Origin of the sequence: Pseudomonas agarici (assembly GCF_900109755.1) — a bacterium.
Taxonomy (GTDB): Bacteria; Pseudomonadota; Gammaproteobacteria; order Pseudomonadales; family Pseudomonadaceae; genus Aquipseudomonas; species Aquipseudomonas agarici.
In genome coordinates this window covers 64000-85937 of record NZ_FOAR01000002.1, presented here as the reverse complement: position 1 = coordinate 85937, position 21938 = coordinate 64000, and the positions used below count along the sequence as shown (strand labels likewise).

The window sequence follows — 21938 nt, the reverse complement described above, 5'->3', positions numbered from 1 at the left end:
CATTGTCGGTCGAGTATTTAAAAAACACCATTGGGGCGGCGGCGAGCACCTGATCCTTTCATTTATTATCGGTGATGAGTCCCGGCGCCAGGGCTCGGAATGCCTATATGCGCCGAGCGCTCGCCCATATAGACCGGGGCTGCGAGGATAATGACAGCGCAGTTTTCGAGCAGCCCCTACCGCGCATCCAGACCGTTTACGGGAACCGGATGCGCTTCGATTGCCTTGATCACGACGTTCGTGCGCTGAGCGGCTGGCGCTTGCCTAGTGGTGTGTGTGGTTAGTTCTATTAGTCAATTTCGGCGATCTGTAGGATGGGTTTGAGTGTGATGCCTTTTGTGCTGTCCTCGGCGGCTTGGTTGATCTGTTCGAATGAATAGAACTTGACCAATCGGTCGAATGGAAACCGTCCTTGTTGATACAGCTCAACTAGTTGAGGAATGAATATTTGAGGCACACTGTCTCCCTCCACGATACCCCGGATGGTGCGCCCGCCCAATATCAGACTGTTAATATCGAAGCTCGCCTTGGTCCCAAGCTTTGGCGCTCCGACGATACCTAATGTACCCATCCCGCCAAGCGCCTCGATGCTGGCTTCAAGGACTTCCGGTCGGCCAGTGGACTCCAGCGCGAAATCGGCACCGCCACCTGTTATTTCTCGCACAGAGTCGATGAGCTCAACTTCCCGGCTGTTTATGGTATGGGTTGCACCTAGTTCGATGGCGAGCTCCAGCCGGGAAGGCACCACATCGACTGCGATGATGGTGGTGGCGCCGGCAATGCGCGCGGCCATGACCGCGCTCAATCCCACGGCTCCAGCGCCATAGGAGACGAAGCTGCTGCCGGGACGCACCTTCAGCGAATTGATGACGGCACCTGCACCTGTCTGGATACCGCAGCCCAAGGGGCCTAGCAATGCCAGCGGTGCCTCGACCGGTACTTTGATCGCATTTCTCTCGCGGGCCAGCGCGTAGGTTGAGAACGAAGATTGTGTGAAAAAATGATCATGCAGCGGTTCGCCGTCCTCACTTTGCAAGGCAATGTCCCCGTCCGGACCGGCACCGCCAAAGTTATGCTCGTAGAAGCTCTTGCAATACGTTTCATGGCCACTGACGCAAGGCGCACAATGGCCACAAGCACCGTAGGTCAATACCACGTGGTCACCGACCTTCAGGTTCTTGACGTTGGGTCCTATCGCTTCGACGACACCTGAGCCCTCGTGGCCGAGCACTGCCGGCAACGGCACCGGGTAGTGCTGATCACGCACGATCAGGTCTGTGTGGCACATGCCTACGGCGACTACCTTCACCAATACCTCGTCACTTCGAGGCGCACGGAGGTAGGCCGTTTCAATGGTGAAGGGCTGGCCTGGAGTTCGGGCCACCGCGACGGTGACCGCACGTCGATCTGCGGCTATATGCATAATGACTTTCTCCTCAGATGGGATAATCAGGTGCTTCGCCCTGGATGGTGAGCCATTGCCACTGAGTAAACTCTTCCCAGTTGGCCGGGCCTCCAATACTCGTTCCGTTACCCGAAGCGCCGACGCCACCGAACGGGTTGACCACTTCGTCGTTGACGGTCTGATCGTTGATATGCAACAAGCCCGTGCGCAAGCGTTGGCCAAGCTTGAGTGCCCGTCCGACGTTATTCGATATGACTGCCATCGACAGACCGTATTCGGTGTCGTTGGCTAACTTGATCGCTTGCTCATCGGTATCGAAAGGCGTCACCACCGCCACCGGCCCGAAGATTTCTTCGCGGAACGCAGGGTTGTCCGAACTCACGTTGCCAAGTACGGTGGGTGACAAGAACAGGCCCTCATAATGACCACCTACCTGCACGGTTGCACCGGCTTGACGAGCCGCTTCGATGATACGTAGCGCATTGTCGCGTTGGTGTTCATTGATCAGCGGGCCTATCTGCACATCCGCCCCAGTCGGGTCGCCGACACGCAGGCTACGCGCCTTGGCGGTCAGCTTATCGAGGAACTGCTCGTAAATGCCGCGCTGCACCAGCACACGCCCGGTGGCCATGCAGATTTGGCCCTGGTGCAGGTAGACCCCCCAGGCTGCATTGGTGACGGCCAGATCCAGATCGGCATCGTCGAGCACGATCAACGAGTTCTTGCCTCCCAACTCCAAAGATACTTTCTTCAGGTTGCGTCCAGCCGCTTCGCCCACCTTGCGACCGGCTGCGGTGGAACCCGTGAACTGGATCATTGCGATGTTCGGGTCGCTGGTCATGGCTGCACCGGTAGCGCCATCACCGGGAAGAACTTGCAGCACGCCGGCCGGTAGCCCCGCCAGTTCGAACAGGCGAGCGATCACGAAACCACCGCATACCGCGGTGCGCGGATCGGGCTTGAGTATCACGGCGTTGCCTAGTGCCAGCGCCGGAGCAACCGCACGCATAGCCAGGTAAAGCGGAAAGTTGAACGGTGAGATGACCCCGACCACGCCCAAGGGGCGCCGACGCGCCAAGCTCAATCGACCGGGTTGCGACGGGAGTACTTCTCCTGTGCTGCGCGACGGCAGCGACGCCGATTCGTGCAGCGACTTGGTCGCCAACGCGACCTCCGAACCGGCTTTTAACTGGATTGAACCACTTTCGCGTACTACCCAATCGATGATTGCCGCTGCATGTTCTTCTGCAAGGCTTGCAGCTTTACGCATCACCTGCGCGCGCTCGTCATAAGGCAGGGCAGCCCACGTCTCTTGGGCACAGGCTGCTATCGCCGCCTGTCGGGCGATAAGCGCAGCGTCGGCCAGTGCGATCTGGCCCAATTGTTTGCCGGTCGCCGGTTCTGTGACAGCAACGGTATTGTCGCCCTTACGCCATTGCCCATCGAACAAGCAACCATTCCAAATGTTAGTAGGCAAAAACTGTTGAGATTGAGTCATTGTACCTCCTATTTACGAATGAGCCAGATCACCGACTAACAATGACGAAAATTGCAATCTGTCGCGCAAAAGCAGTCAGAAACGGTCCAAATGATCATAGCTTGCTTTTTAATATAGACTTGTTAGTTAAAGCTGCAAATCTCATAAAAGATCACCCGTAACAAGGAGATCTTTACCTTAATCCTCGACTTTCAGGGTCTGTACGAAATATTTTCGAACGCAGATCAGGCAAGGCGAAAGCAGGAGAATAAGCGCAGTTGACGAGTTGTCAATAAGCATTGCGAGCCTGCCTTTCAACGCCGCATGGACGAACACAGATACATGTCGTACAGAGCCTGGAGCAATATGCGCCCCGCATCTACTAGCCTTGAGCTTCGATCTCATAGGAGATTCGACCTGCTGGCAGGAAAAAAAAGGCAATCACTGCACCGCCTTTCACTTCGGGATAGTGATGGCTTCCCGGGGCGGGTGCAGTCCAACCAGCCCCCTGCCAGCCCCGAGGCCCCGCGAGCACCGCTCCCTGATCAAGAGGAATGACCATATTCAACTCGCCATACGGATGGAGGTGGTAATCCCCGCGAAATGTGCGCTCTGAATTGTTTAATTCATAACCTTTGCTGTCCATATAAACCGTAGTAATACTAAAGTAAAACGTCTCTGCACAAGGTTCGCACAACCGGCTACGACGATAATTTGGGCCACTAATTTCTGTATCGGCTGCCCAGCCTTGTGAAACTCCTTTTATCACAAGATCAGCTATTGCCTGGTAAGTTTCACTATCGGGCCCGTATGTTTCGTTCAACCATTTATCAAGGTCAGCACCTGCGGTTTTATCCTTTACTTTTGAAAGAAATTCAATGCAGATGCTGATCAACTGTTCGCGTTCTTTCATTTGCAGACACTTCCCGTTGACTTTCTAAAACTCTCCCACAATTGCATCTGGACAAAAAATGATCATTCTGCAGTGTCATAATGCATGATATTCATCTATGCTAAATCTCGATACATTCTTGCAAAAGACTGATCTATGAACGCAAATTTTTCCTCAACGCCCTCTCATCCGGAATGGCTGTCATGGTTGCTTTTAACAAGCTGGATTTGAATTTAATTAGGGTATTCAATGCCGTGATGGAAGAAGGAAGTGTCCTTCGAGCCAGCCAACGACTGCATTTGAGCCAGTCCGCAGTCAGTCATGCATTATCGAGGTTGCGTGAAGTACTGGACCAGGAAATTTTCGTGCGTACCGGCAGGGGAATGACCCCGACAAGCTATGCCATGGAAATTATCGGCCCACTACGCCACGCACTGCACAGTATGAATGATGTGCTCACCCGCGCAGCGTCTCCATTTGAACCGCAACATGTGCAATGCTCTTTCACAATTGCCGCCAATGACTATATTTGCGCGACGCTCATTCCGCAACTTAACCGACAACTAACAGATGCAGCTCCGCGTATCGATTTGATCATTACACCTGCGACCCGATTGGACCTGGCGGAGCAAATCGATTTAGGACGTATCGACGTAGCCATCGGTACGTTCAGTAGAGTTCCTGAACGCTTGCGCACAGCACCTGTGTTATTTCAGAAAGAAGTGTTCATCTGCAGCAGCAGCCACCCCATCGGCTCGGCCCCCTTAAGACTTCAGGATGTGGTCGAGTATTCGCTGGCTGTTGTGTCCCTGGAGGGCTACGGCGACGGCGCTTTGAACGGATATATACTGGAAAGAGGATTAGCCAGACAGGCACAAATGTATGATCGCCAGGCATTGGAGTTAGCATTGGCAGAATCGGGGTTATCAGTACGAAAACAAGTAATAGTTCCACATTTTCTGGCGTTACCGATGCTACTGGAGCAAGGTGAACTACTTGCGATTGTGCCAGAACCATTGGCCAGGACATTTGCTCGAACGCTAGGATTAATGATCAAACCCCTGCCCTACCCAGTTGCACGACAACAAGTGGATATGGCTTGGCATGGTAGCAATGATGATAACCCCGCACAACGTTGGCTACGCGGCCAGATCTATGCAGCCGCCAATGAAATATCTCGACCCTCTAATTAAGCAAAACCCTTTACCTGTGCTGGTAACTGAGGCGTACTGCCCAGTGCAGCACTTTCCTTTGCACTGGTTTAAATTGAGCGCCAGGAAACAAGTTATTTCCTGTAGACAACCGGCCCGACAGTCGAACCGGTTATCCGCCTCGGCGTTATTTCATTTTTTCAATAGATTCAATCTTTGCCGTGCCATCGACACGGTCGAAGGTGAACGCAACGTGATCGCCTGAGCTAAGCCCGACTATCTGATTCGCTGTCGTAGAAAATGCCATGGTCATGGCGGGCCACTTGATAGCCGGGATGGCTTCATGTGCGATGGTTACCGTGTGCTTCTCTGCGTCAATCGCCTTGATGATTCCTTGTGTCTTGGTTGCGCTCATCGCCTTGGCCGCAGGGCTCATGTTCATGTCTTGCATCGACTCTCCCCCCCTATTCATCTCTTCTGCGTAGGCGTTAAAGGAGAGCGCAGCTACGGTGGCTACAACTGCCATCAGAGTCAGTTTCATAGGATTTTTCCTTCATCGTTGGTGGGTACAGCGCAAAGATGGCGGCGTCGCATCAAGCGATAAGCCGCCGGTATGACAAAGAGGGAAAGCAAAGGAGCGGTGACCATCCCACCGACCATCGGCGCAGCGATGCGACTCATCACTTCACTGCCAGTACCGCTGCCCAACAGAATGGGTAACAAACCGGCGATGATGACTGCCACGGTCATGGCCTTAGGGCGAACACGTTGTACAGCCCCCTCCCGAATCGCCGCCACCAGCCCGCGCTCAGAACCATCGCCAGCGGTTTGGCTTTCGGCCCAGGCATTCTTCAAATACAGCAGCATGATCACGCCGAACTCGGCAGACACCCCGGCCAGGGCAATAAAGCCCACCCCGGTCGCCACCGACAGGTTGAAACCCAAGAGGTAAATGAACCACGCGCCCCCAGACAGCGCAAAAGGCAAGGTGGCCATGATCAACAACGCCTCATCGAAACGCGTGAAGGTGAGGTAAAGCAGCACGAAGATAATCAACAGCGTGGCGGGCACGACCAGTTTGAGGCGTGCATTGGCTCGCTCCAAAAACTCGAATTGTCCCGAGTACGCCAAGCTCATCCCCGGCTGCAACTTGACCTGCTTATTCACTGCCAGTCGTAGATCAGCCACAACGGAGGCGATGTCCCGACCACGCGCGTCGATATACACCCAACCCGAAGGACGAGCGTTCTCGCTCTTGAGCATTGGCGGGCCGTCGCTAACCTTCACCTTCGCTACCGTACCCAGGGTGATCTGCGTGCCCATCGAAGTGTTGATCGGCAGTTGTTCCAAAGCGCCGGGCGAGTCACGCCATTCACGTGGATAACGGACGCTGATAGGGAAGCGCGCGAGACCTTCGATGGTTTCTCCCACGTTTTGACCGCCAATGGCACTGGCCACAATGGCTTGCACATCAGCAATGTTCATTCCGTAGCGAGCCGCAGCCGTGCGATCGATGTCTACGTCAATGTAACGGCCACCGGTCAGCCGTTCGGCCAAAGCCGAGCTGACACCCGGCACCCCTTTGGCGACTTTCTCGACGGCCTGCGTGACCGCGTCAATTTCCATCAGGTTGGTGCCAGCGACTTTCACCCCGATAGGGCTCTTGATACCGGTGGCCAACATATCGATACGGTTGCGAATCGGTGGAATCCAGATATTGGTCAGACCCGGTACGCGGACAATCCGATCAAGCTCTTCTACGAGCTTTTCCTGAGTCATGCCAGGACGCCATTGGTCATGCGGCTTGAATTGGATGGTGGTTTCAAACATCTCCAACGGTGCCGGGTCCGTAGCAGTTTCAGCCCGACCGGCTTTGCCAAATACGTGTTCAACCTCAGGGACGGTTTTGATCAACCTATCGGTCTGCTGCAGCAGCTGTGAGGCTTTCTGTGCCGATAGCCCCGGCAGCGCCGAAGGCATATAGAGCAGATCGCCCTCGTCCAGACGTGGAAGAAATTCACCACCGAGATGGGAAATAGGCCACAGGGCACTGACAAAAACGAGTAGCGCGACCAGCATCGTGGCTTTCGGCCAACGCAATACTGCGTCCAAAGCGGGCTCATAAATACGGATCAACCAGCGATTTAACGGGTTGTGTTTTTCTTCAGGGATCCGCCCGCGAATCCAGTAACCCATCAGCACCGGTACCAAGGTCACGGACAACCCCGCCGCAGCGGCCATGGCATAGGTTTTAGTGAATGCCAACGGACCGAACAAGCGCCCCTCCTGCGCCTCGAGTGTGAACACCGGAATGAAAGACAAGGTGATGATCAACAAGCAGAAGAACAACGCCGGGCCGACCTCGGTCGCCGCGTCAGTCATCACGCGCCAGTGCTCCTCGCCCTGCAGTTCCTGCCCAGGGTGGTCCGTATGCCAAGCCTCGATCTTTTTGTGCGCATTCTCGATCATCACCACCGCAGCATCGACCATGGCGCCAATGGCGATGGCAATCCCCCCCAGCGACATGATGTTGGCGTTAATCCCTTGGTGGCGCATGACGATGAAAGCAATCAGCACCCCCACGGGCAAGGAGATGATCGCCACCAACGATGAGCGCAGGTGCCAGAGGAAAATCCCGCAAACCAGCGCAACCACGATGAATTCTTCAATCAACTTATGGCTGAGGTTTTCCACCGCGCGATCAATCAGTTTGCTGCGGTCATAGGTGGTGACGATTTCCACTCCCTTAGGCAGACTACTTTTGAGCTCTTCGAGTTTGCTTTTGACCGCCGCAATGGTCGCTCGCGCATTTTTGCCGCTGCGCAAAATCACCACGCCGCCAACGGCCTCGCCTTCGCCGTCGAGCTCGGAGATGCCGCGCCGCATTTCCGGGCCCAGATGAATCGTGGCCACATCTCCCAAGGTGACGGGCACATTACCTATGCCGAGCTTGAGTGGAATGGCTCGAAAGTCATTGAGCGTCTTCAAGTAGCCGGAGGCACGCACGATGAATTCCGTCTCGGCCAATTCGAGTACAGCGCCACCGGTCTCTTGATTCGCCTTGCCGATGGCATCGGTCACCTCGGCCTGGGTGATGCCCAAGCTAGCCATCTTCAGCGGATCGAGTTGAACTTGATATTGCTTGACCATGCCCCCCACGGTGGCTACTTCCGCAACGTTGGGTAAGGTCTTGAGTTCGAATTTGAAGAACCAGTCCTGCAAGGCGCGCAACTGTGCCAGGTCATGCTCGCCACTACGATCGACCAAGGCGTATTGGTAAATCCACCCCACCCCGGTCGCATCCGGGCCGAGGGCTGGCTTGGCGCTCGCCGGCAAGCGGCTTTGTATTTGACTCAGATATTCCAGGACCCGCGAGCGAGCCCAATACAGGTCGGTGCCATCTTCAAATAACACGTAAACAAAGCTGTCGCCGAAAAAGGAATACCCACGAACCGTCTTAGCCCCGGGGACCGAGAGCATGGTGGTAGCCAACGGGTAGGTCACCTGGTTCTCAACGATCTGCGGCGCCTGGCCTGGATAAGGGGTACGGATGATGACTTGCACATCCGACAGATCCGGCAGTGCATCAATAGGCGTAGTTTGAACCGACCAGATCCCCCATGCCGTGATGAACAGCGTGGCCAGCAGCACCAGGAAGCGGTTGCCCACCGACCAGCGAATCAGCGCGGCAATCATGGCTGGCCTCCCGTTTTTTCCAATGTCTCGACATGCAGGCCATCATCATTCTGGCTCACTGAGAATCGAACCTTATCGCCGGCTTTGATACCCACCATCAGCGCCGGATTGGCCAGTGGGAAGCTCATGGTCATACCCGGCATACCCAGGGTGTTGAACGGGCCGTGGGCAATTTTGACCTGGGCATTATCGATTTCCAGAACCTGGCCTTGCGCCTCATGCAAGACCGCGGACGCCGTGCTTGGCGTGGACATATCCAACGGGGTTGCAACGATGCCTTTGAGACTGGCTTCCGAGTCGAGCAGGAACTGCCCCGAGGACACTACCTTCTGTCCTTCCTCCAGGCCTTTCAATATGGCGGTTTTGCCGTCGTTGTCCTGTCCTATCTGCACTTCTACCGGACGGTAACGACCGCCATCCTGCGCAAGCATCACCAGGGCTCTGCGCCCCGTGCGGATAACCGCTTCGCTAGGCACCCATAAGACACTCTGCTGCGTGGAGCGGCTGATACTCACTTGTGCGGTCAAACCAGGCCTGAGATGCCCGTCTGGATTGGGCAGCTCGATGCGCACGCGAAGGGTGCGGCTGTCAGGGTTGGTGTTGGGAAGAATCGTGCTGACGGTCCCTTTGATCGTCGTCCCGGGAAATGCCGGGAAATGCGCCTGCACTGCTTGGCCGATTAACAGCGATCCCGCCTCGGCTTCCGGGACGGCCACCTCCATCCAGACCTTGCTCAAACCGTTGATACGGGCCAATGTCTGGCCTGCGGCAATCGTCATGCCTTCGCGCACGTTCAGCTCTTGCAGCACGCCACCCATAGGGCTGCTGATGGTCAGGGTCGGTTGGACTTTGCCACTGCGCTCGACCTGGGCAATCAATCCGGTCGGCATGCCGGTCAGCCGCAGTCGTTGGCGAGCCGCGCCCAGCAAAGCCGAATCGCCGTTTTGCTTGAGCGCCAGAAACTCTTCCTGCGCACCTGCCCATTCCGGTACCAGAATATCCACCAATGCGGCATTGGCATTGAGTACATCGCCAGGCGCTCGGGCATAAACGCGCTCGACAAAACCCGCAGTCCGGGATTGAACGACGGCGACATCCCGCTCGTTAAATGCCAGGACGCCGACCACGTCCACGCTTGAAGCGAATACGCCTTTGCTGACAGTGGCAAACCGCACACCGAAGTTTTGCGTCAAGCTTGGATCAATGCGAACCGATGCACTGTCGCCGCCGCCATCGGCGTATTGGGGAACCAGTTGCATATCCATGAAAGGCGACTTGCCCGGATGATCAAATTTTTGCTGCGGGTACATCGGGTCATACCAGTACAGTGCCTTGCGATCCGTTGAGCCTTTTGGCTCCGGTTGAGTCGAGGCTCCTGGCATTCCCGCCATTTGCGCTTTAGGTATCCAGTATCCGCCCGCGATGCCGAAGGCAGCCGAGATCCCCATCAGTAAGGCCACTTTCCACATGTTAGAACTCATTGAGCAGACTCCCCATAGGCTAAGTAGAGGCGAGCACTGGCTAACGCACGTTGCTCCTCAACATCGATTTGCTTGAGGCGGGCTTCGATCAGCTCGCGGCGGGCAGTGACCACTGAACCTAAATCGGCCTTTCCGGCGCGATAACCGGCCATGCTGAGGTCGACCTTTTCCCTGGCCAGAGGCACCAGGCTTTCCTGACTGCGGCGAACCGCGCGATTCTGGCGTTCATAGTTGGCAAGCTCGTCCTCCAGCTCCTGATTGTGCTCGCGCAAAGCGGCTTCACGCTCGGCCTCGATCTGATTGAGCTCGGCGTACTTCGCGGCAATCTTCGGGTTTTGGCGTGTGCCCGGAAACAGCGGAAGGTCAAAGGAAAACTGCACGCTGACCATGTCGCCGAACTCGCGTCCGCGATGCTGGTAGTCAACTTCCCAACTCCAGTCCGAATGCTTCTCTGACTCGGCTTCACGAACTTTGGCCTGCGCCTCTCGGGTCATGGGTACATAGGCCGCCAACCTGGGATGGTTGTGCAAGTGGCGGGTGTAGCCTGCGGTATCAGGAGACCAATTTGGCAAGCCACCTACCGGCTTGTCGTTGCCCGCGGCGCCAATCCAACGTTTGAGCGCCGCTCGGGCCTGGTCTCTCTGCCGGATCAATTCGTCCTGCTCCTCCTCCAACTGAGCCGCTTCTTGCTTAGGTGTTACCGCATCGGACGGCTGCGCGCGGCCGCTGGCGATCTCGGCCCGGACGGTATCGCCGAGTAGGCGGTTCTCTTTGTAGAATTCCTGAAACAGCGCGTCCTTGCGCTCAACGGAGTAACTGTTGATCCAGGCCATGGCCGTGGACAGGCGCACATTCAGGCGCTCTATTCGACGCTCTGCCGTCGCACGATCGACGCTCGCATCAGCGACTTCAATACGCGCTTTGCGCTTGTAGCTGTTGGGCACCTCCTGCTTGATCCCCGCCATTCGCATGGTCATGAAATCATCGTCGATACTGCCTCGATTCGGCCCGCCGACGGGAAAATTTTGCACCCCCAGAATCAGCTTGGGATCAGGTAGCTCGCCGGCGGGAATAGCGGCACTGCTAGCTGCTTGGATTTTTGAGTCTTGCGCGTTCAGCGACGGCGCCGTGTTTTCGGCCAGCCGTAGCGCTTCATCGAGTGTCAGTGGCGCAGCCAAGCTCGGCAAAGCCAATAGGCTTGCCGCAATGCCGACCACTAAAGGCCAGCCCGTGCGATAGCACTTGGAGTTCATGCTTACGATTCCTCTGGTCATCCATTGCGCGTGCTCAAAGCACAGGCACAACAAGGCCACTCCGTGAATGCGGAATGAAGCTCAACGTGGGATAGGAATCAAACGCGCGGCGGGCGCCACACCCCGGACGGGGTCGGTACAGGCGAAAAATCGCCGGAGAAGGAGGTGACAACGGCATGGGACAAGGTAACAGGCATCTTAATGACCGAGACTTGCAGCATGCTCCCGGTCTTGCACTCTTGACCTGATTTACACGGCTTACCGTGCTCTGAGGGGCTCTTGGTATCCTGACAGCAATCGGGGATCATGCCCTCCACCATCGCCATGCCGCTAGCTTCCATCGGGCACGGTTGCGCCGATGCCTGAACGCCCGCCATCCCGCTGAGGGGAAGCGCCAAGCTAATCATGAAGATGATGCAAAACCGCAGATAACGCTTCATGGGCAAGAGTGTAGTCGCTGAGAGTGGCTCTCACAATGGGAGGATTGTACTCAGCAGCCTGCCAAAGCCGCTGACTGAGCTGATATCACCGCATCTGAATTAAGCTGGCATTATCGTGCGGCCAGCTTTGTCAGTTATTTTCAAGTATGACAGCGCCCTACTTACGGCTTACCGCCCTGCTGTGCTATTTGGGCAGCTGAACCTTGCTGCGGATCGGAAGGCAGCAGACTGAAATCGCGCAGGCTCGATGGATTATGAGGATTGCCAATCAACAATCGCGTCGGTTTGAATCCAGCGTTCACGACACTTTTTGTAGGGTCGAATTCACCGAATCGCAACCCTGCAAGATCCGCCCAACTGTGAATGAAGTGCGATGTGCTGTAAGGGCGCGCCAGGTATTCAGGAGGCTCCATCGTCGTACCTTGTGCTGACTTCCAACTTGGCGACTTCCACACAATAAAGGGCACGGTGTACATCGGCCGCGTGGGCGCGGCTTCATTACGCCCCAAGACATCCGGAGCGACAGGGTCGTAGACAGACTCGCCGTGATCGGACAAATAGAGCAGAAAGCCGTTGGGATCGGTATCACTGAATCGCTTGATCAGTGACGACACCACATAGTCGTTGTAACGCACCGCGTTGTCATAGGCGTTGTAGAACGCCAACTGGCTTTGCGTAACGTTGGCCGGCACGCCGGTGCGATCCTTGAAATAGTCATACGACTCGGGATAACGATACTTGTAGCTCATATGCGTACCGAGCAGGTGCACCACAATCAGTTTTCGCGGAGCATCGTCCTCCAATACCTTCGAGAAGGGTTCGAGTACATCCTCATCGTATTGGCTGGTCTGGTTCTGGTCGCGATTGTTGTTCAGGTACCGCTGCTCATCAGCCTGTTTCGAGAACAGCGTTAGCATCGTGTTGCGCTTGGTCATGGTCTGCTGATTGGTGATCCAGAACGTCTTATAGCCCGCCTGCTTCATCATGCTGACCACCGTGGGCGTGCTCAGAAACAGATTCGGATGTTCCTGATCGGCAAATGTCAGCACCTGTTCCAGCGTTTCGATGGTATAGGGACGGGGCGTAATGACGTGATCGAAGACCTGCAGTTGATCACGCAGTTGATCCAGGTTTGGCGTGGTCTGCCGGGCGTAACCGTACAGGCTCATGCGCTGGCTGTTAGTCGATTCCCCGATGACCAGCACCAGTGTCGAGCGTTGTCCGGCATGGCTATCGGAAAGGTTCAGCAAGGGTGGTATCTGCGCCTGCACGGCGAGCATCTTCGACATTTCAGCCAGTTGCTGACGGTACTGGTGGTACCCCACGACCATTTGCCACAGCGCCGCAGCCTCGATGTTTTCTTCGAACTTGGAGATCGCCAGGCTGAGCGTCGGGCGTTTACGCAACTGATTGACTGCGTTGAACCCAGCCCCCACCACAATGAACAACGCACAACACGTCACAATCGCCCTGCGAGACAGATACGCGGGGCGCACGCGCGTCCAGAGCACCAGCCCACCCAAGGTATAAGCCGCGACCACGCTAACAATCGACCAGGAGAAATAGTGCCCCAGGTACTCGGATGACTCCTGCATATTCGAATCGAACATGATGGAAATCACGCTTTGGGAAAACTCCTGACCATAGATCTGAAAATAAAGCAGGCCCGAGAGCGAAGACGCCCACAGGACAACGCCGATCAGCCCCGCCAATACCCGCGCTTTGGCCGGAAAAAGGATCAATGGAATCAACCACAGCACCGTGACCATTGAGGCCTGAAGCATTCCTTTCCAACCTGCCACACCCGCATGAACGATCAGCAGTTGCGTCACCCCGGAAAAGTACCAGAAGAAAATGAAACTCCAGAGCAGGCCCGGCCAGTTCGTCGGCTGACGGGTTGAAAAAGCAGACTGCATCGCGTTCATGAAACCCTCTTTGTATTCAAACAATGTCCACCAGCATCCACACCCGCGGTCAGAACCGGATCAAGTCGCCGTTGCGCAAAAAAATAGCGGCGCATGCCGCCCATATAGCCCCATCAACCTGCAGGCGAACGATTAGGCCTCAGCGTTTGCCTAATCAATTCCAAACAGTTGCTCTGAACTTCCGAGAGAGGCAGGCTCGCGTCGACATCAACGATTCGCGCGCCGTTGAAAAGCAGCAACGGGGTCACATCCACTTTTCTCTTGATCAGCGCCGGGTTGTGATCAGGCTTACGGGCCAACGCAGTTTCAACGTCGATGTTCAAGCGAATCACCAGCGTAGGCCTGTGAAGAGCCATGCGCTGATACAAGGCAAGCTCCTCAACGGCCAGCCATGCCGTCAGGTAACCACTTGGTCGAGCGGCACTGAGCCCCGGCCCATCGTAGAAACCAGGCACCTCTATCTGTGGATAGCGATCACAGATGACCAGCCCGACCTTTTTACGCTTATTGAGCATCTGTTTGAATCGGCGCACACGCAGCCTTGAAAAGACATAGATGGTCAGCGCCGTGAAGAAGCCCGGAATACGCTCTCCCACAGTACGTGCTTGCCGCGCCTTGGATGTCAGATGGCGCTCCAACAGCGGGCCTATCAATGGCCAGGCACCAATCTTCAGTCCGATCGTGCCGGAGCCAAGGCCAAGATACGAATAGCTGGCTCCCTCGGCTTTCAAGGCATTGCACAAATAGGATGCGAGAGTGGTTTTGCCCGCGCCGTCGGAACCGATGACGGCAATCAAGGGAGCCTCTGCCTCGGCGCGCTCCCCGGAAAAGCGGCAAAACGTAGGATCATTGCCAGGCATACTCACTTAACCATTTTCTAAATGAAGAGACACGGCTGCCTTGGCCTGTGCGACGACTTCTTCCAGCGCCAGGCGGCTATCCAGATCCACGATAGGCGCACCTTGGTATTCGAGCTGTGGAACACTCGCGACCTTGAGCGCGAGAGACTCGTAACGATGATCCGGTTTGCGTGCAAATGCCGTTTCCAGGTCAACGTTCAAGCGAATGACCAGATCCGGTCGGTAGCTGACCATGTAGGCGTATAGCAGTCGTTCACACCCAGCCAAAAAGCGCACAAATCCGTTGCGATGTTTGACCTTCAGAAGACCTGGGCCATCGATCTTCATGCTCGCCACCGCAATCTGCGGGAAGCGATCAGCCACCACAGCGATGCCACGGCGGCGAAGTACCATCATCTTTCGATATCGCCTCCAGCGCCGCACCGACAATAAAAAAATGACAAGGGCAACGAGCGTGCTTGGCCCTCTCCCACTGCCAGGAAATGAGGAGTGATCACGAGCCGAATTCGCCGCGAGCAAACGACCGATAACAGGCCCCACCCACGGCCATTTCACCAGCGCCTCACCCAATGATTTGGATTGAATACCCAGGTGACAGCTCTGTACATCCCGCGACTCTTTCAGCCACGCGAGAACAGCAGCGGACACCGTGGATTTGCCAGCGCCATCGCATCCCACGAAGGCAATCAGCGGTGCCAGTCCGCCCGGCAAAACACCTGAAAGAGGCGCTTGAGGACGTACAACTTCAGCTTGAATATCCTGCTCCGTCTCCTCGCCAGCCACCGTCTGTTGGTTATGGGTTGCGCTGTTCATTGAAGGGTTTCCATCTCGCTCATCGGGGGCAGTACGAGGTTACGCGTTGCTACTGAATGTCTCGTTGGTCTCAGCGGTAAAATCGTAGAGGCGCGTTACCTGCCCGTCCCTTACCTGCATGACCTGGTCAGCCAGTTCAATCAGGCGAGGGCGATGAGAAACGGCGATGATGGTGATCTCAGGCGTCAGCGCCTTAAGGGATGTGCAGATATCGAACTCGGAGTCAGGATCAAGTGCACTGGTCGCCTCATCGAGAATCAGCAGGCGTGGACGATGAGCCAGGGCACGGGCAATCACAATGCGCTGACGTTGCCCGCCAGAGAGTTTGCCGCCACGCTCACCGACCACCGAATCCATGCCATCGGCCAGGCTTTGTACGAATTCCCATGCTCCAGCCTGGCGCAACGCCCGTTCGGCATCCGCACGCGTCAGCGTAGGCTCTCCCAACGTGACGTTGGCAAAAACGCTGTCATGCAGCAGAAGCGTTTCCTGCGTTACATATCCAATCATACGGCGCCACTTACGGCGATCGAGGTCATTCAGGATGGCGCCGTCAACACGTATTTGTCCTGCCTGAGGGCTCAGTAAAACGCACAACAGATCGAGTATGGTCGTCTTACCTTCACCGGACGGTCCCACCAACGTGGTCATCATGCCGACTTCAAACGAAAAAGAAGCCTTTTTAAGAACAGTGCGCTGCTCGTAGGTAAACGATACGTTGTCAAAATCAATGCGTTGTTCGAGTGTCGGCTCACCGCTCCCGCCTTGAGGCTCTACCTGGGACGCCGCCGTTTCTACCGCCTGACGTAATGCCCAGAACGCACTCTCCTGTCCCGCCATGCGGTGATATCGCTGTTGCGCCTTGTGCATCAGGCCAAGCACGCGCACCACCATAAAGATCAGTACCATCACCGATGACAACGGTAACTGCCAGATCACCAACCCCGCATAGAGTCCCGCAGCCGCCAGGATGGCTAACAACGGTTCCTGCAGGGCACGCAATGTTTCCCGGCTGGTCACCTCGTTTTCCATGGCTGCATTGAGCTCGGTGGCTTGGTGTCGTAGCAGAGAATCGGCGATGTCTTCTCGTGCCATAGCCTTCAACGGTTTAACCGATCCGAGCGTGTCGGTGAGGTTCACCAATAGATCTTTCATCAGGCGAGTCTGGCTTCTACCCGCGCGCCGCGATGTTTTGACCAATCCTCGAAGACCAATGAGAATGGCCAATCCCACAATCAAGCACACCAGCGCCGCCTGCCATGACACGACCAGCGCGATGGCAGCGTAGGCCGCCGCCTGGATCGATAGGGCGACCATATTAGCGGCGTGCTCATACGCCGTGGATGCGCGATAGGCCTCCGTCGCAACTGCGTTGGCCAGCGCCCCGCCTGGTTGATGCAAATAATATTCCCAGCGACTTCCCAAGGTGGCATTGATCAGATCCACCCGCAGGTCGGTGGCCACACGCGCAACGGTATACCCCACTTGGCGGTTGGCTAAAAGGATCAAAAAGCTGCTGACCGCCATGCCGACGACAATGATGATCAATAACGACGGTATTGTCGGTTCGACCCCCACACTCCTCAACGCATTGACAACCTGCACGCCAAATTTTGAATGAGCGTTGTCGCCCAACATCACCGAAACCAATGGCAGCATGGTGGTCAGGCTGATGCTCTCAACCAGCCCGGCAACCACCAGACTCAGCAACATCAAGCTGGTACGTCCCGGGTAGGATCGACCAAACGCAAAGATAATTCGCATAACACTCACAAATAATTACAGGCTTGGCGCCTTCGATATTCTTGTCGCACAACAACCCGGTTGTTCAGCTCATAGGCACTCTCGCTATTGGCCAACAACCTCACAACCGTCAACTGACCAGGCCGGCCAAGGAGCGCAGCATCGCGAAAGCATGGATAATCCGGTCGATCTGCTCAGGGGTGTGGGCAGCGCTGACGCTGCATCGAACCAGTGTAACGCCTGCCGGGGTCGCAGGTGGCAACACCAAATTGACGTAAACACCCTGCTCGATCAACGCGCGCCAAAACAGCAGGCCTTGTTCTTTGGTACCCACCATCACGGGAACCACCGGGCTGACATTCGGCCCCAACGAATAACCCAACTCCGCCAGCCCACGGTACAGGCGATTGGCGTTGTTCCAAAGCTGGTCTCGCAACTCGGGACGTGTGGCGATCGAACGCAGCGTCGAGCGCACCGACGCAATGACCGAAGGCGAAGGTGATGCGGTAAAGATGTAGGGACGGCTGGCATAACGCAGTATTTCCATGCCACTACTCTTGCCGGCAGCGAAACCGCCAATCGCCGCCAGGCTTTTGCTAAAAGTGCCCAACAAGATGTCGACCTCGCTCTCGACACCGAGCGCTTCGCACAGGCCTCGACCATTGGCGCCCATGACGCCGAAGGAGTGTGCTTCGTCAACGAGCAGATGACCGCCGAGCCTACCTTTGACCTCAACGATTTCTCTGAGCGGTGCGGTATCTCCCAGCATGCTGTAGATACCTTCGACAATGATCAGCGCATTTTTGGCGCGCTCGCCCAGGCGACGCAGCCGTCGCTCAAGATCCTTGGCATCGTTATGCTGAAATCGGATGATTTCGGCACCGCCCAGCGCACACGCGTCATAGATACTGGCATGGCAATCAGCATCCAGCAGCACCACCTCTCCTGGCGCGGCTAACGAGCCGATCACTCCCAGGTTCGCTACATATCCCGTGGAGAATACGATGACCGAAGGGCGATCGAGAAAGGCTGCAAGCTCAGCCTCTAGCGCCATATGGCCACCGTAACTGCCGTTGGCCATTCGCGACCCTGTCGTGCCGGTGCCTTCTGTTGTCAATGCTTGTTGAGCGGCCTCAATGGCGTCAGGGTCAAACGTCAACCCCAAGTAATTGTTGGTTCCTGCGAGGATGACGTTTTGATCGCCTATGCGCCCCTCGGTAGGCGAATACACCGCATCAATACAGGTACCAAATGGACTGGGGGTCATACCTTGAAGACTGGAACGTTCGGCAGCCAGACGGCTGAAACGATCATACAACCCCATGACTTTTCTCCACATAAGCCACAAGCGAACTGGCCAGCTGTTGTGGGGTCCTGACGTCCATCAATATATTAATGGGAATGGACAGATCGTACTCGTCTTCCAGTCTCATCAGCAGGTCCATCATCTTGACGGACTCCAACCCCAAGTCGTTGACCATGTCACTCTCCGGGCCTACCTTTTCCGAGGCCGGAACCATTTCTCGAAGGCATACCAGGACATTTTTCAGAATCGTGTCTTGCGTAAACATGGCCAACCTCTTAAGCGTTCAAATTGACGCGTTTTTTAGAACAGCCGGTCTTTCAGCGCGCGACGCAGCTTGATCTGGGGCACCCAGCCAATGGCATTGGTAATGTCGGCATTGCTGCAGGTCCAATCGTCGTGAACCAGCTCTTTGACCTTGCTGGTCGTAAGCATCGGCTCACCTGGAATCAGGTAGGACAAGGCGAGGTTCAGCCGCGCCAGACCATTCAGCGCAGCCCTGGGAATGGGCATCTGCCGAACAGGCGCCTTGCGGATATCGGCCCCAATGCACGCCAAGGCCTTCCAGCTATATCCACCCAATGTACCGTCACCGATCTCATACGTCGCGGCTTTCGCCACAGGACTAGTGATCCATTGCAATACGGCTGCGGTGAGATCAAACACATGAACAAAACTCAGATGCGAGTCGCTTGCGCTCAATCTGATCAACAGTCCACGCAACAACCAGGAAAACAAAGGTTGCAGCTCTCGATCGCCCGAGCCATACACTGCGGTCGGCCTGAAAATACCGACATTGATCTTTCCGGCCGCATGAAGGACTTCCCGCTCCGCGTTAAACTTGGAGTTGGAGTACCAGGAAAGCTCGGGATGGCGTGCCGCCAGGGACGACATATGCAGAAATCGCTCGCAGTCCCCACCGTCACGCGCAGCTTCCATGACTCGACGGCTACCGTCGACATTGGTGAGATGAAAGCCATATTCATCTCGCCCTCTGACAGCACCCGCGCAGTGGACAACCGTGCGAGCCCCCGTCACCAGCTCAGTCAGTGATCGTGAGTTTTCCAACGAACCTCGCACCCAATAAATACCATTGCGCAAGCCCGACCGCGTCCGGCTCAAGGCACGCACATTGAAACCCTGGGCGACTAGCATGCGTCCGATCTGCCCACCGATGAACCCGCTCCCTCCGGTCAGGGCCACCGTATGTGCCATCATGCTGAACCCGCGACAGCGAGGGTTTTCTGGCACGCCGCTAACTGACTGAGAAAGCGTTTACGAGCTTCGGCCCTGGCTGGCTTACCCGATGAGGTCCGAGGAATGCTATGCGGTGGAACGAGCTCGATTGTGGGCGAAAGTCCGAACTCGCTATGGATCTTGGCAAACAAGGTGTGCACAAGTCGTTCGCGCAGCTCTTTTGCGAGGATCCGACACTGCACCTGCACAACCACCGTTGTCTCCCCGTCTTTCTGCACAATAAAAACGATAGCGTCACCCGGCCTGACTTCCGGCTCGGACTCAGCGACGAGTTCGATATCCTGAGGCCAGATGTTTCTGCCCCGGATGATGATCAGGTCTTTCTTGCGCCCCGTAACATACAAGTCACCGTCAAACAGATAGCCCAGATCACCGGTGTCCAATCGTTGGACGGTTTCCAACTGCCGTTTCGACTCCTGATCCTCGAAGTACCCAGCCATCAGGCTCGGACCGGAAATGACAATTCGACCAATACAGCGCTCGGCTAGTGCATGACCCGCCTCATCGAGCACCTGTAGTTGATGACCCGGCAACGGGCGACCGCAATTAACAAATGTGCTGACGGCCGTGGATCGCCCAGTGGCTTTAACGGCCCTTCCTTCAAGCTCCAGGATGTCTCGATCCACTCGATCAACCTGCCCACCCGTGCCGGGAGCCGCGAAGCTGACGGCTAGCGTATTTTCGGCCAATCCATAACACGGCATGAACGCACTGGCTTTAAAACCCGCAGGAGCGAAATGCTCGGCGAAGCGGTTAAGCGTGGAAATCGCAATGGGTTCCGCACCGACACCCGCCACTCGCCACCACGAAAGATCCAGGCTCTCGACCTCGGCAGTACTGCAACGACGCACACACAAGTCGTAGCCAAAAGGTGGCGCGACAGACACCGTACCTCTGTTACGGCTCATCAGATTCAACCATTGCTTGGGGCGCATGGCGAAATCTTGCGTCTGCAAATAGTCAACCGATAGCTGTGTGGCAACCGGGGTCAGGACAAAACCCACCAAGCCCATGTCGTGGTAGTACGGCAGCCAGGAAATACAACGATCTTTGGGTTGCAGCCTGATGCCATCCAGGCTGATGCCTCGAAGATTAGCCATAACCGAACGCTGCGTTACGACCACGCCACGAGGAAAACGGGTACTGCCCGAGGTGTACTGCAGGTAAGCAATATCATCCGGTTGCGCGGGCACGAGCTCGACGTCGAACATGGGGAGCGCTTCGACCAAATCAAAGTCGCCGGAAAATTTCAGAGCGCCAGCATCAATGGCCTCATTCACAAACGGCAACCACTCCCGGCCGCCGATAATTGCAGAAGGAGAACAACTGGCCAGCAACCCTCGCAGCTTTTCAACGTAGGTATGATGGTGCCCTACACCCGTTGGGATGGGCAGCGGCACCGGGATCAGACCTGCATACTGGCAGGCAAAAAAAGCTTCAACAAAGCAAGGTGTCGTGTCCGCGATAAGGGCTACACGATCCCCCTTCTTCAGGCCAATACCCAGTAGCCGCTTGGCCGCCGCAACGGCTCGAACCTGCAATTGCCGGTACTCGACAACGGCCACCAGATGGCAACGTCGATCGTAGAAATTCATACCTGTTTGCCCGAGCGCCGCATAGTCAAGCGCCTCGGCCAGCGAAGCAAAATCCGCCAGGCGTTGAGGAAGCGAATGCACAGCGCTTGTCTCTGACAAATAGAGAACGGTCATAGGTCTGAGCCCTTTATCAGGTGCACCACTAAATCTCGCACGAGGTTTGAGGCCACGACAGGCATGGCAGAAAACTTGGGCACGACGCAATTAGCGATCAATTAAAAACAGCATCCACTCGTCGATAAATCGATATCGACGCTTGAACACCTCTCATTTTACGCTTAGGTGCCGCTGCCATTACTCTAAAAGGCATACTACCGACCAGCAGTGACTGATAAAGACTGTCATTTAAGACCCACCGTCAACTATAAAACTCAGATACAAAGAACCCGGCTAAAGACGTTCAACCTACCATTTTACGATGTGTCTCTAGCTGAGGCATTCCATGTTCAGACGCGGCACACCCACCACTCCAGGTGCCCAGAGCTAACGGAAAACGGCCCTTTCTTGAGGAAACTCATTCTTTCTTCAGGCTCTATGGTTAATCCGTTTTGTTGTGTTATATATAGCCGTAACAAAATATTTCTGCAACAGCTAAATGCTCTTTTTGAAGCAATCGATCTCAGTGGCACGACGCCTTGTGAATCGAC

17 protein-coding genes are annotated in these 21938 nt (G+C 55.8%); 1 reads left to right on the top strand and 16 read right to left on the bottom strand.

Features of this window, described 5'->3' with window-relative positions; all coding sequences use genetic code 11:
• Nucleotides 1–289: 289 nt before the first annotated feature.
• The 3 genes from BMX68_RS02040 to BMX68_RS02030 form a co-directional block, all read right to left on the bottom strand.
• Entirely contained in the window at nt 290–1423 is a 1134-nt protein-coding gene (locus BMX68_RS02040; RefSeq protein WP_017134294.1) for an NAD(P)-dependent alcohol dehydrogenase, read from the bottom strand.
• Nucleotides 1424–1436: 13 nt separating this feature from the next.
• Nucleotides 1437–2903, bottom strand: coding sequence for a benzaldehyde dehydrogenase (locus BMX68_RS02035; protein ID WP_026013451.1), 1467 nt, complete (start codon nt 2901–2903; stop codon nt 1437–1439).
• A 361-nt stretch (nt 2904–3264) separates the two neighbouring features.
• Nucleotides 3265–3795, bottom strand: coding sequence for a 4-hydroxylaminobenzoate lyase (locus tag BMX68_RS02030; protein WP_017134296.1), 531 nt, complete (start codon nt 3793–3795; stop codon nt 3265–3267).
• A 182-nt stretch (nt 3796–3977) separates the two neighbouring features.
• On the opposite strand from BMX68_RS02030, the gene BMX68_RS02025 reads away from it, so the two are divergent.
• The gene (locus tag BMX68_RS02025; RefSeq protein ID WP_017134297.1) at nt 3978–4967 is read left to right on the top strand and encodes a LysR family transcriptional regulator; all 990 of its coding nucleotides are present in this window, start codon (nt 3978–3980) and stop codon (nt 4965–4967) included.
• Between the two features lie 145 nt (nt 4968–5112).
• Here the strand turns inward: BMX68_RS02025 and BMX68_RS02020 are convergent, their stop codons facing one another.
• From BMX68_RS02020 to BMX68_RS01960, 13 genes are all read right to left on the bottom strand, one after another.
• Complete coding sequence (locus tag BMX68_RS02020; protein ID WP_017134298.1) at nt 5113–5466, bottom strand: copper-binding protein; 354 nt, start codon at nt 5464–5466, stop codon at nt 5113–5115.
• Nucleotides 5463–8621, bottom strand: a complete 3159-nt coding sequence (locus tag BMX68_RS02015) for an efflux RND transporter permease subunit (protein WP_017134299.1) — start codon at nt 8619–8621, stop codon at nt 5463–5465. Before BMX68_RS02015 ends, BMX68_RS02020 begins: the two co-directional genes overlap by 4 nt.
• Entirely contained in the window at nt 8618–10102 is a 1485-nt protein-coding gene (locus BMX68_RS02010) for an efflux RND transporter periplasmic adaptor subunit (RefSeq protein WP_026013452.1), read from the bottom strand. The genes BMX68_RS02015 and BMX68_RS02010 overlap by 4 nt, the downstream gene beginning before the upstream one ends.
• Entirely contained in the window at nt 10099–11355 is a 1257-nt protein-coding gene (locus BMX68_RS02005) for a TolC family protein (RefSeq protein ID WP_017134301.1), read from the bottom strand. The genes BMX68_RS02010 and BMX68_RS02005 overlap by 4 nt, the downstream gene beginning before the upstream one ends.
• A 98-nt stretch (nt 11356–11453) precedes the next feature.
• Nucleotides 11454–11795: a hypothetical protein gene (locus tag BMX68_RS26205; RefSeq protein ID WP_026013453.1), complete on the bottom strand. Its 342-nt coding sequence runs from the start codon at nt 11793–11795 to the stop codon at nt 11454–11456.
• Nucleotides 11796–11956: 161 nt separating this feature from the next.
• Entirely contained in the window at nt 11957–13720 is a 1764-nt protein-coding gene (cptA, locus tag BMX68_RS01995; protein WP_017134303.1) for a phosphoethanolamine transferase CptA, read from the bottom strand.
• Nucleotides 13721–13833: 113 nt separating this feature from the next.
• Nucleotides 13834–14580: a nucleoside/nucleotide kinase family protein gene (locus BMX68_RS01990; protein ID WP_017134304.1), complete on the bottom strand. Its 747-nt coding sequence runs from the start codon at nt 14578–14580 to the stop codon at nt 13834–13836.
• A 6-nt stretch (nt 14581–14586) separates the two neighbouring features.
• Nucleotides 14587–15393 carry a nucleoside/nucleotide kinase family protein gene (locus BMX68_RS26200; RefSeq protein ID WP_244159597.1) on the bottom strand — a complete coding sequence of 269 codons (807 nt, stop codon included), beginning with the start codon at nt 15391–15393 and terminating at the stop codon, nt 14587–14589.
• 39 nt (nt 15394–15432) lie between these two features.
• Entirely contained in the window at nt 15433–17157 is a 1725-nt protein-coding gene (locus BMX68_RS01980) for an ABC transporter ATP-binding protein (protein WP_017134306.1), read from the bottom strand.
• A gap of 109 nt (nt 17158–17266) precedes the next feature.
• Entirely contained in the window at nt 17267–18460 is a 1194-nt protein-coding gene (spt, locus tag BMX68_RS01975; RefSeq protein ID WP_017134307.1) for a serine palmitoyltransferase, read from the bottom strand.
• Nucleotides 18447–18707, bottom strand: coding sequence for an acyl carrier protein (locus tag BMX68_RS01970; RefSeq protein WP_017134308.1), 261 nt, complete (start codon nt 18705–18707; stop codon nt 18447–18449). The genes spt and BMX68_RS01970 overlap by 14 nt, the downstream gene beginning before the upstream one ends.
• Before the next feature lie 35 nt (nt 18708–18742).
• Nucleotides 18743–19654: an NAD-dependent epimerase/dehydratase family protein gene (locus BMX68_RS01965; RefSeq protein ID WP_026013455.1), complete on the bottom strand. Its 912-nt coding sequence runs from the start codon at nt 19652–19654 to the stop codon at nt 18743–18745.
• The gene (locus tag BMX68_RS01960) at nt 19654–21405 is read right to left on the bottom strand and encodes a fatty acyl-AMP ligase (RefSeq protein WP_017134310.1); all 1752 of its coding nucleotides are present in this window, start codon (nt 21403–21405) and stop codon (nt 19654–19656) included. Before BMX68_RS01960 ends, BMX68_RS01965 begins: the two co-directional genes overlap by 1 nt.
• Nucleotides 21406–21938 lie beyond the last annotated feature (533 nt).

Coding starts and splice junctions, on each gene's coding strand:
- BMX68_RS02030 (WP_017134296.1), bottom strand. CDS start 3,795: ATGAAAGAACGCGAACAGTTGATCAGCATCTGCATTGAATTTCTTTCA.
- BMX68_RS26205 (WP_026013453.1), bottom strand. CDS start 11,795: ATGAAGCGTTATCTGCGGTTTTGCATCATCTTCATGATTAGCTTGGCG.
- BMX68_RS02040 (WP_017134294.1), bottom strand. CDS start 1,423: ATGCATATAGCCGCAGATCGACGTGCGGTCACCGTCGCGGTGGCCCGA.
- BMX68_RS02015 (WP_017134299.1), bottom strand. CDS start 8,621: ATGATTGCCGCGCTGATTCGCTGGTCGGTGGGCAACCGCTTCCTGGTG.
- BMX68_RS01970 (WP_017134308.1), bottom strand. CDS start 18,707: ATGTTTACGCAAGACACGATTCTGAAAAATGTCCTGGTATGCCTTCGA.
- BMX68_RS02035 (WP_026013451.1), bottom strand. CDS start 2,903: ATGACTCAATCTCAACAGTTTTTGCCTACTAACATTTGGAATGGTTGC.
- BMX68_RS26200 (WP_244159597.1), bottom strand. CDS start 15,393: ATGAACAGCGCAACCCATAACCAACAGACGGTGGCTGGCGAGGAGACG.
- BMX68_RS01980 (WP_017134306.1), bottom strand. CDS start 17,157: ATGCGAATTATCTTTGCGTTTGGTCGATCCTACCCGGGACGTACCAGC.
- BMX68_RS01960 (WP_017134310.1), bottom strand. CDS start 21,405: ATGACCGTTCTCTATTTGTCAGAGACAAGCGCTGTGCATTCGCTTCCT.
- cptA (WP_017134303.1), bottom strand. CDS start 13,720: ATGAACGCGATGCAGTCTGCTTTTTCAACCCGTCAGCCGACGAACTGG.
- spt (WP_017134307.1), bottom strand. CDS start 18,460: ATGGGGTTGTATGATCGTTTCAGCCGTCTGGCTGCCGAACGTTCCAGT.
- BMX68_RS02025 (WP_017134297.1), top strand. CDS start 3,978: ATGGTTGCTTTTAACAAGCTGGATTTGAATTTAATTAGGGTATTCAAT.
- BMX68_RS02010 (WP_026013452.1), bottom strand. CDS start 10,102: ATGAGTTCTAACATGTGGAAAGTGGCCTTACTGATGGGGATCTCGGCT.
- BMX68_RS01965 (WP_026013455.1), bottom strand. CDS start 19,654: ATGGCACATACGGTGGCCCTGACCGGAGGGAGCGGGTTCATCGGTGGG.
- BMX68_RS01990 (WP_017134304.1), bottom strand. CDS start 14,580: ATGCCTGGCAATGATCCTACGTTTTGCCGCTTTTCCGGGGAGCGCGCC.
- BMX68_RS02005 (WP_017134301.1), bottom strand. CDS start 11,355: ATGAACTCCAAGTGCTATCGCACGGGCTGGCCTTTAGTGGTCGGCATT.
- BMX68_RS02020 (WP_017134298.1), bottom strand. CDS start 5,466: ATGAAACTGACTCTGATGGCAGTTGTAGCCACCGTAGCTGCGCTCTCC.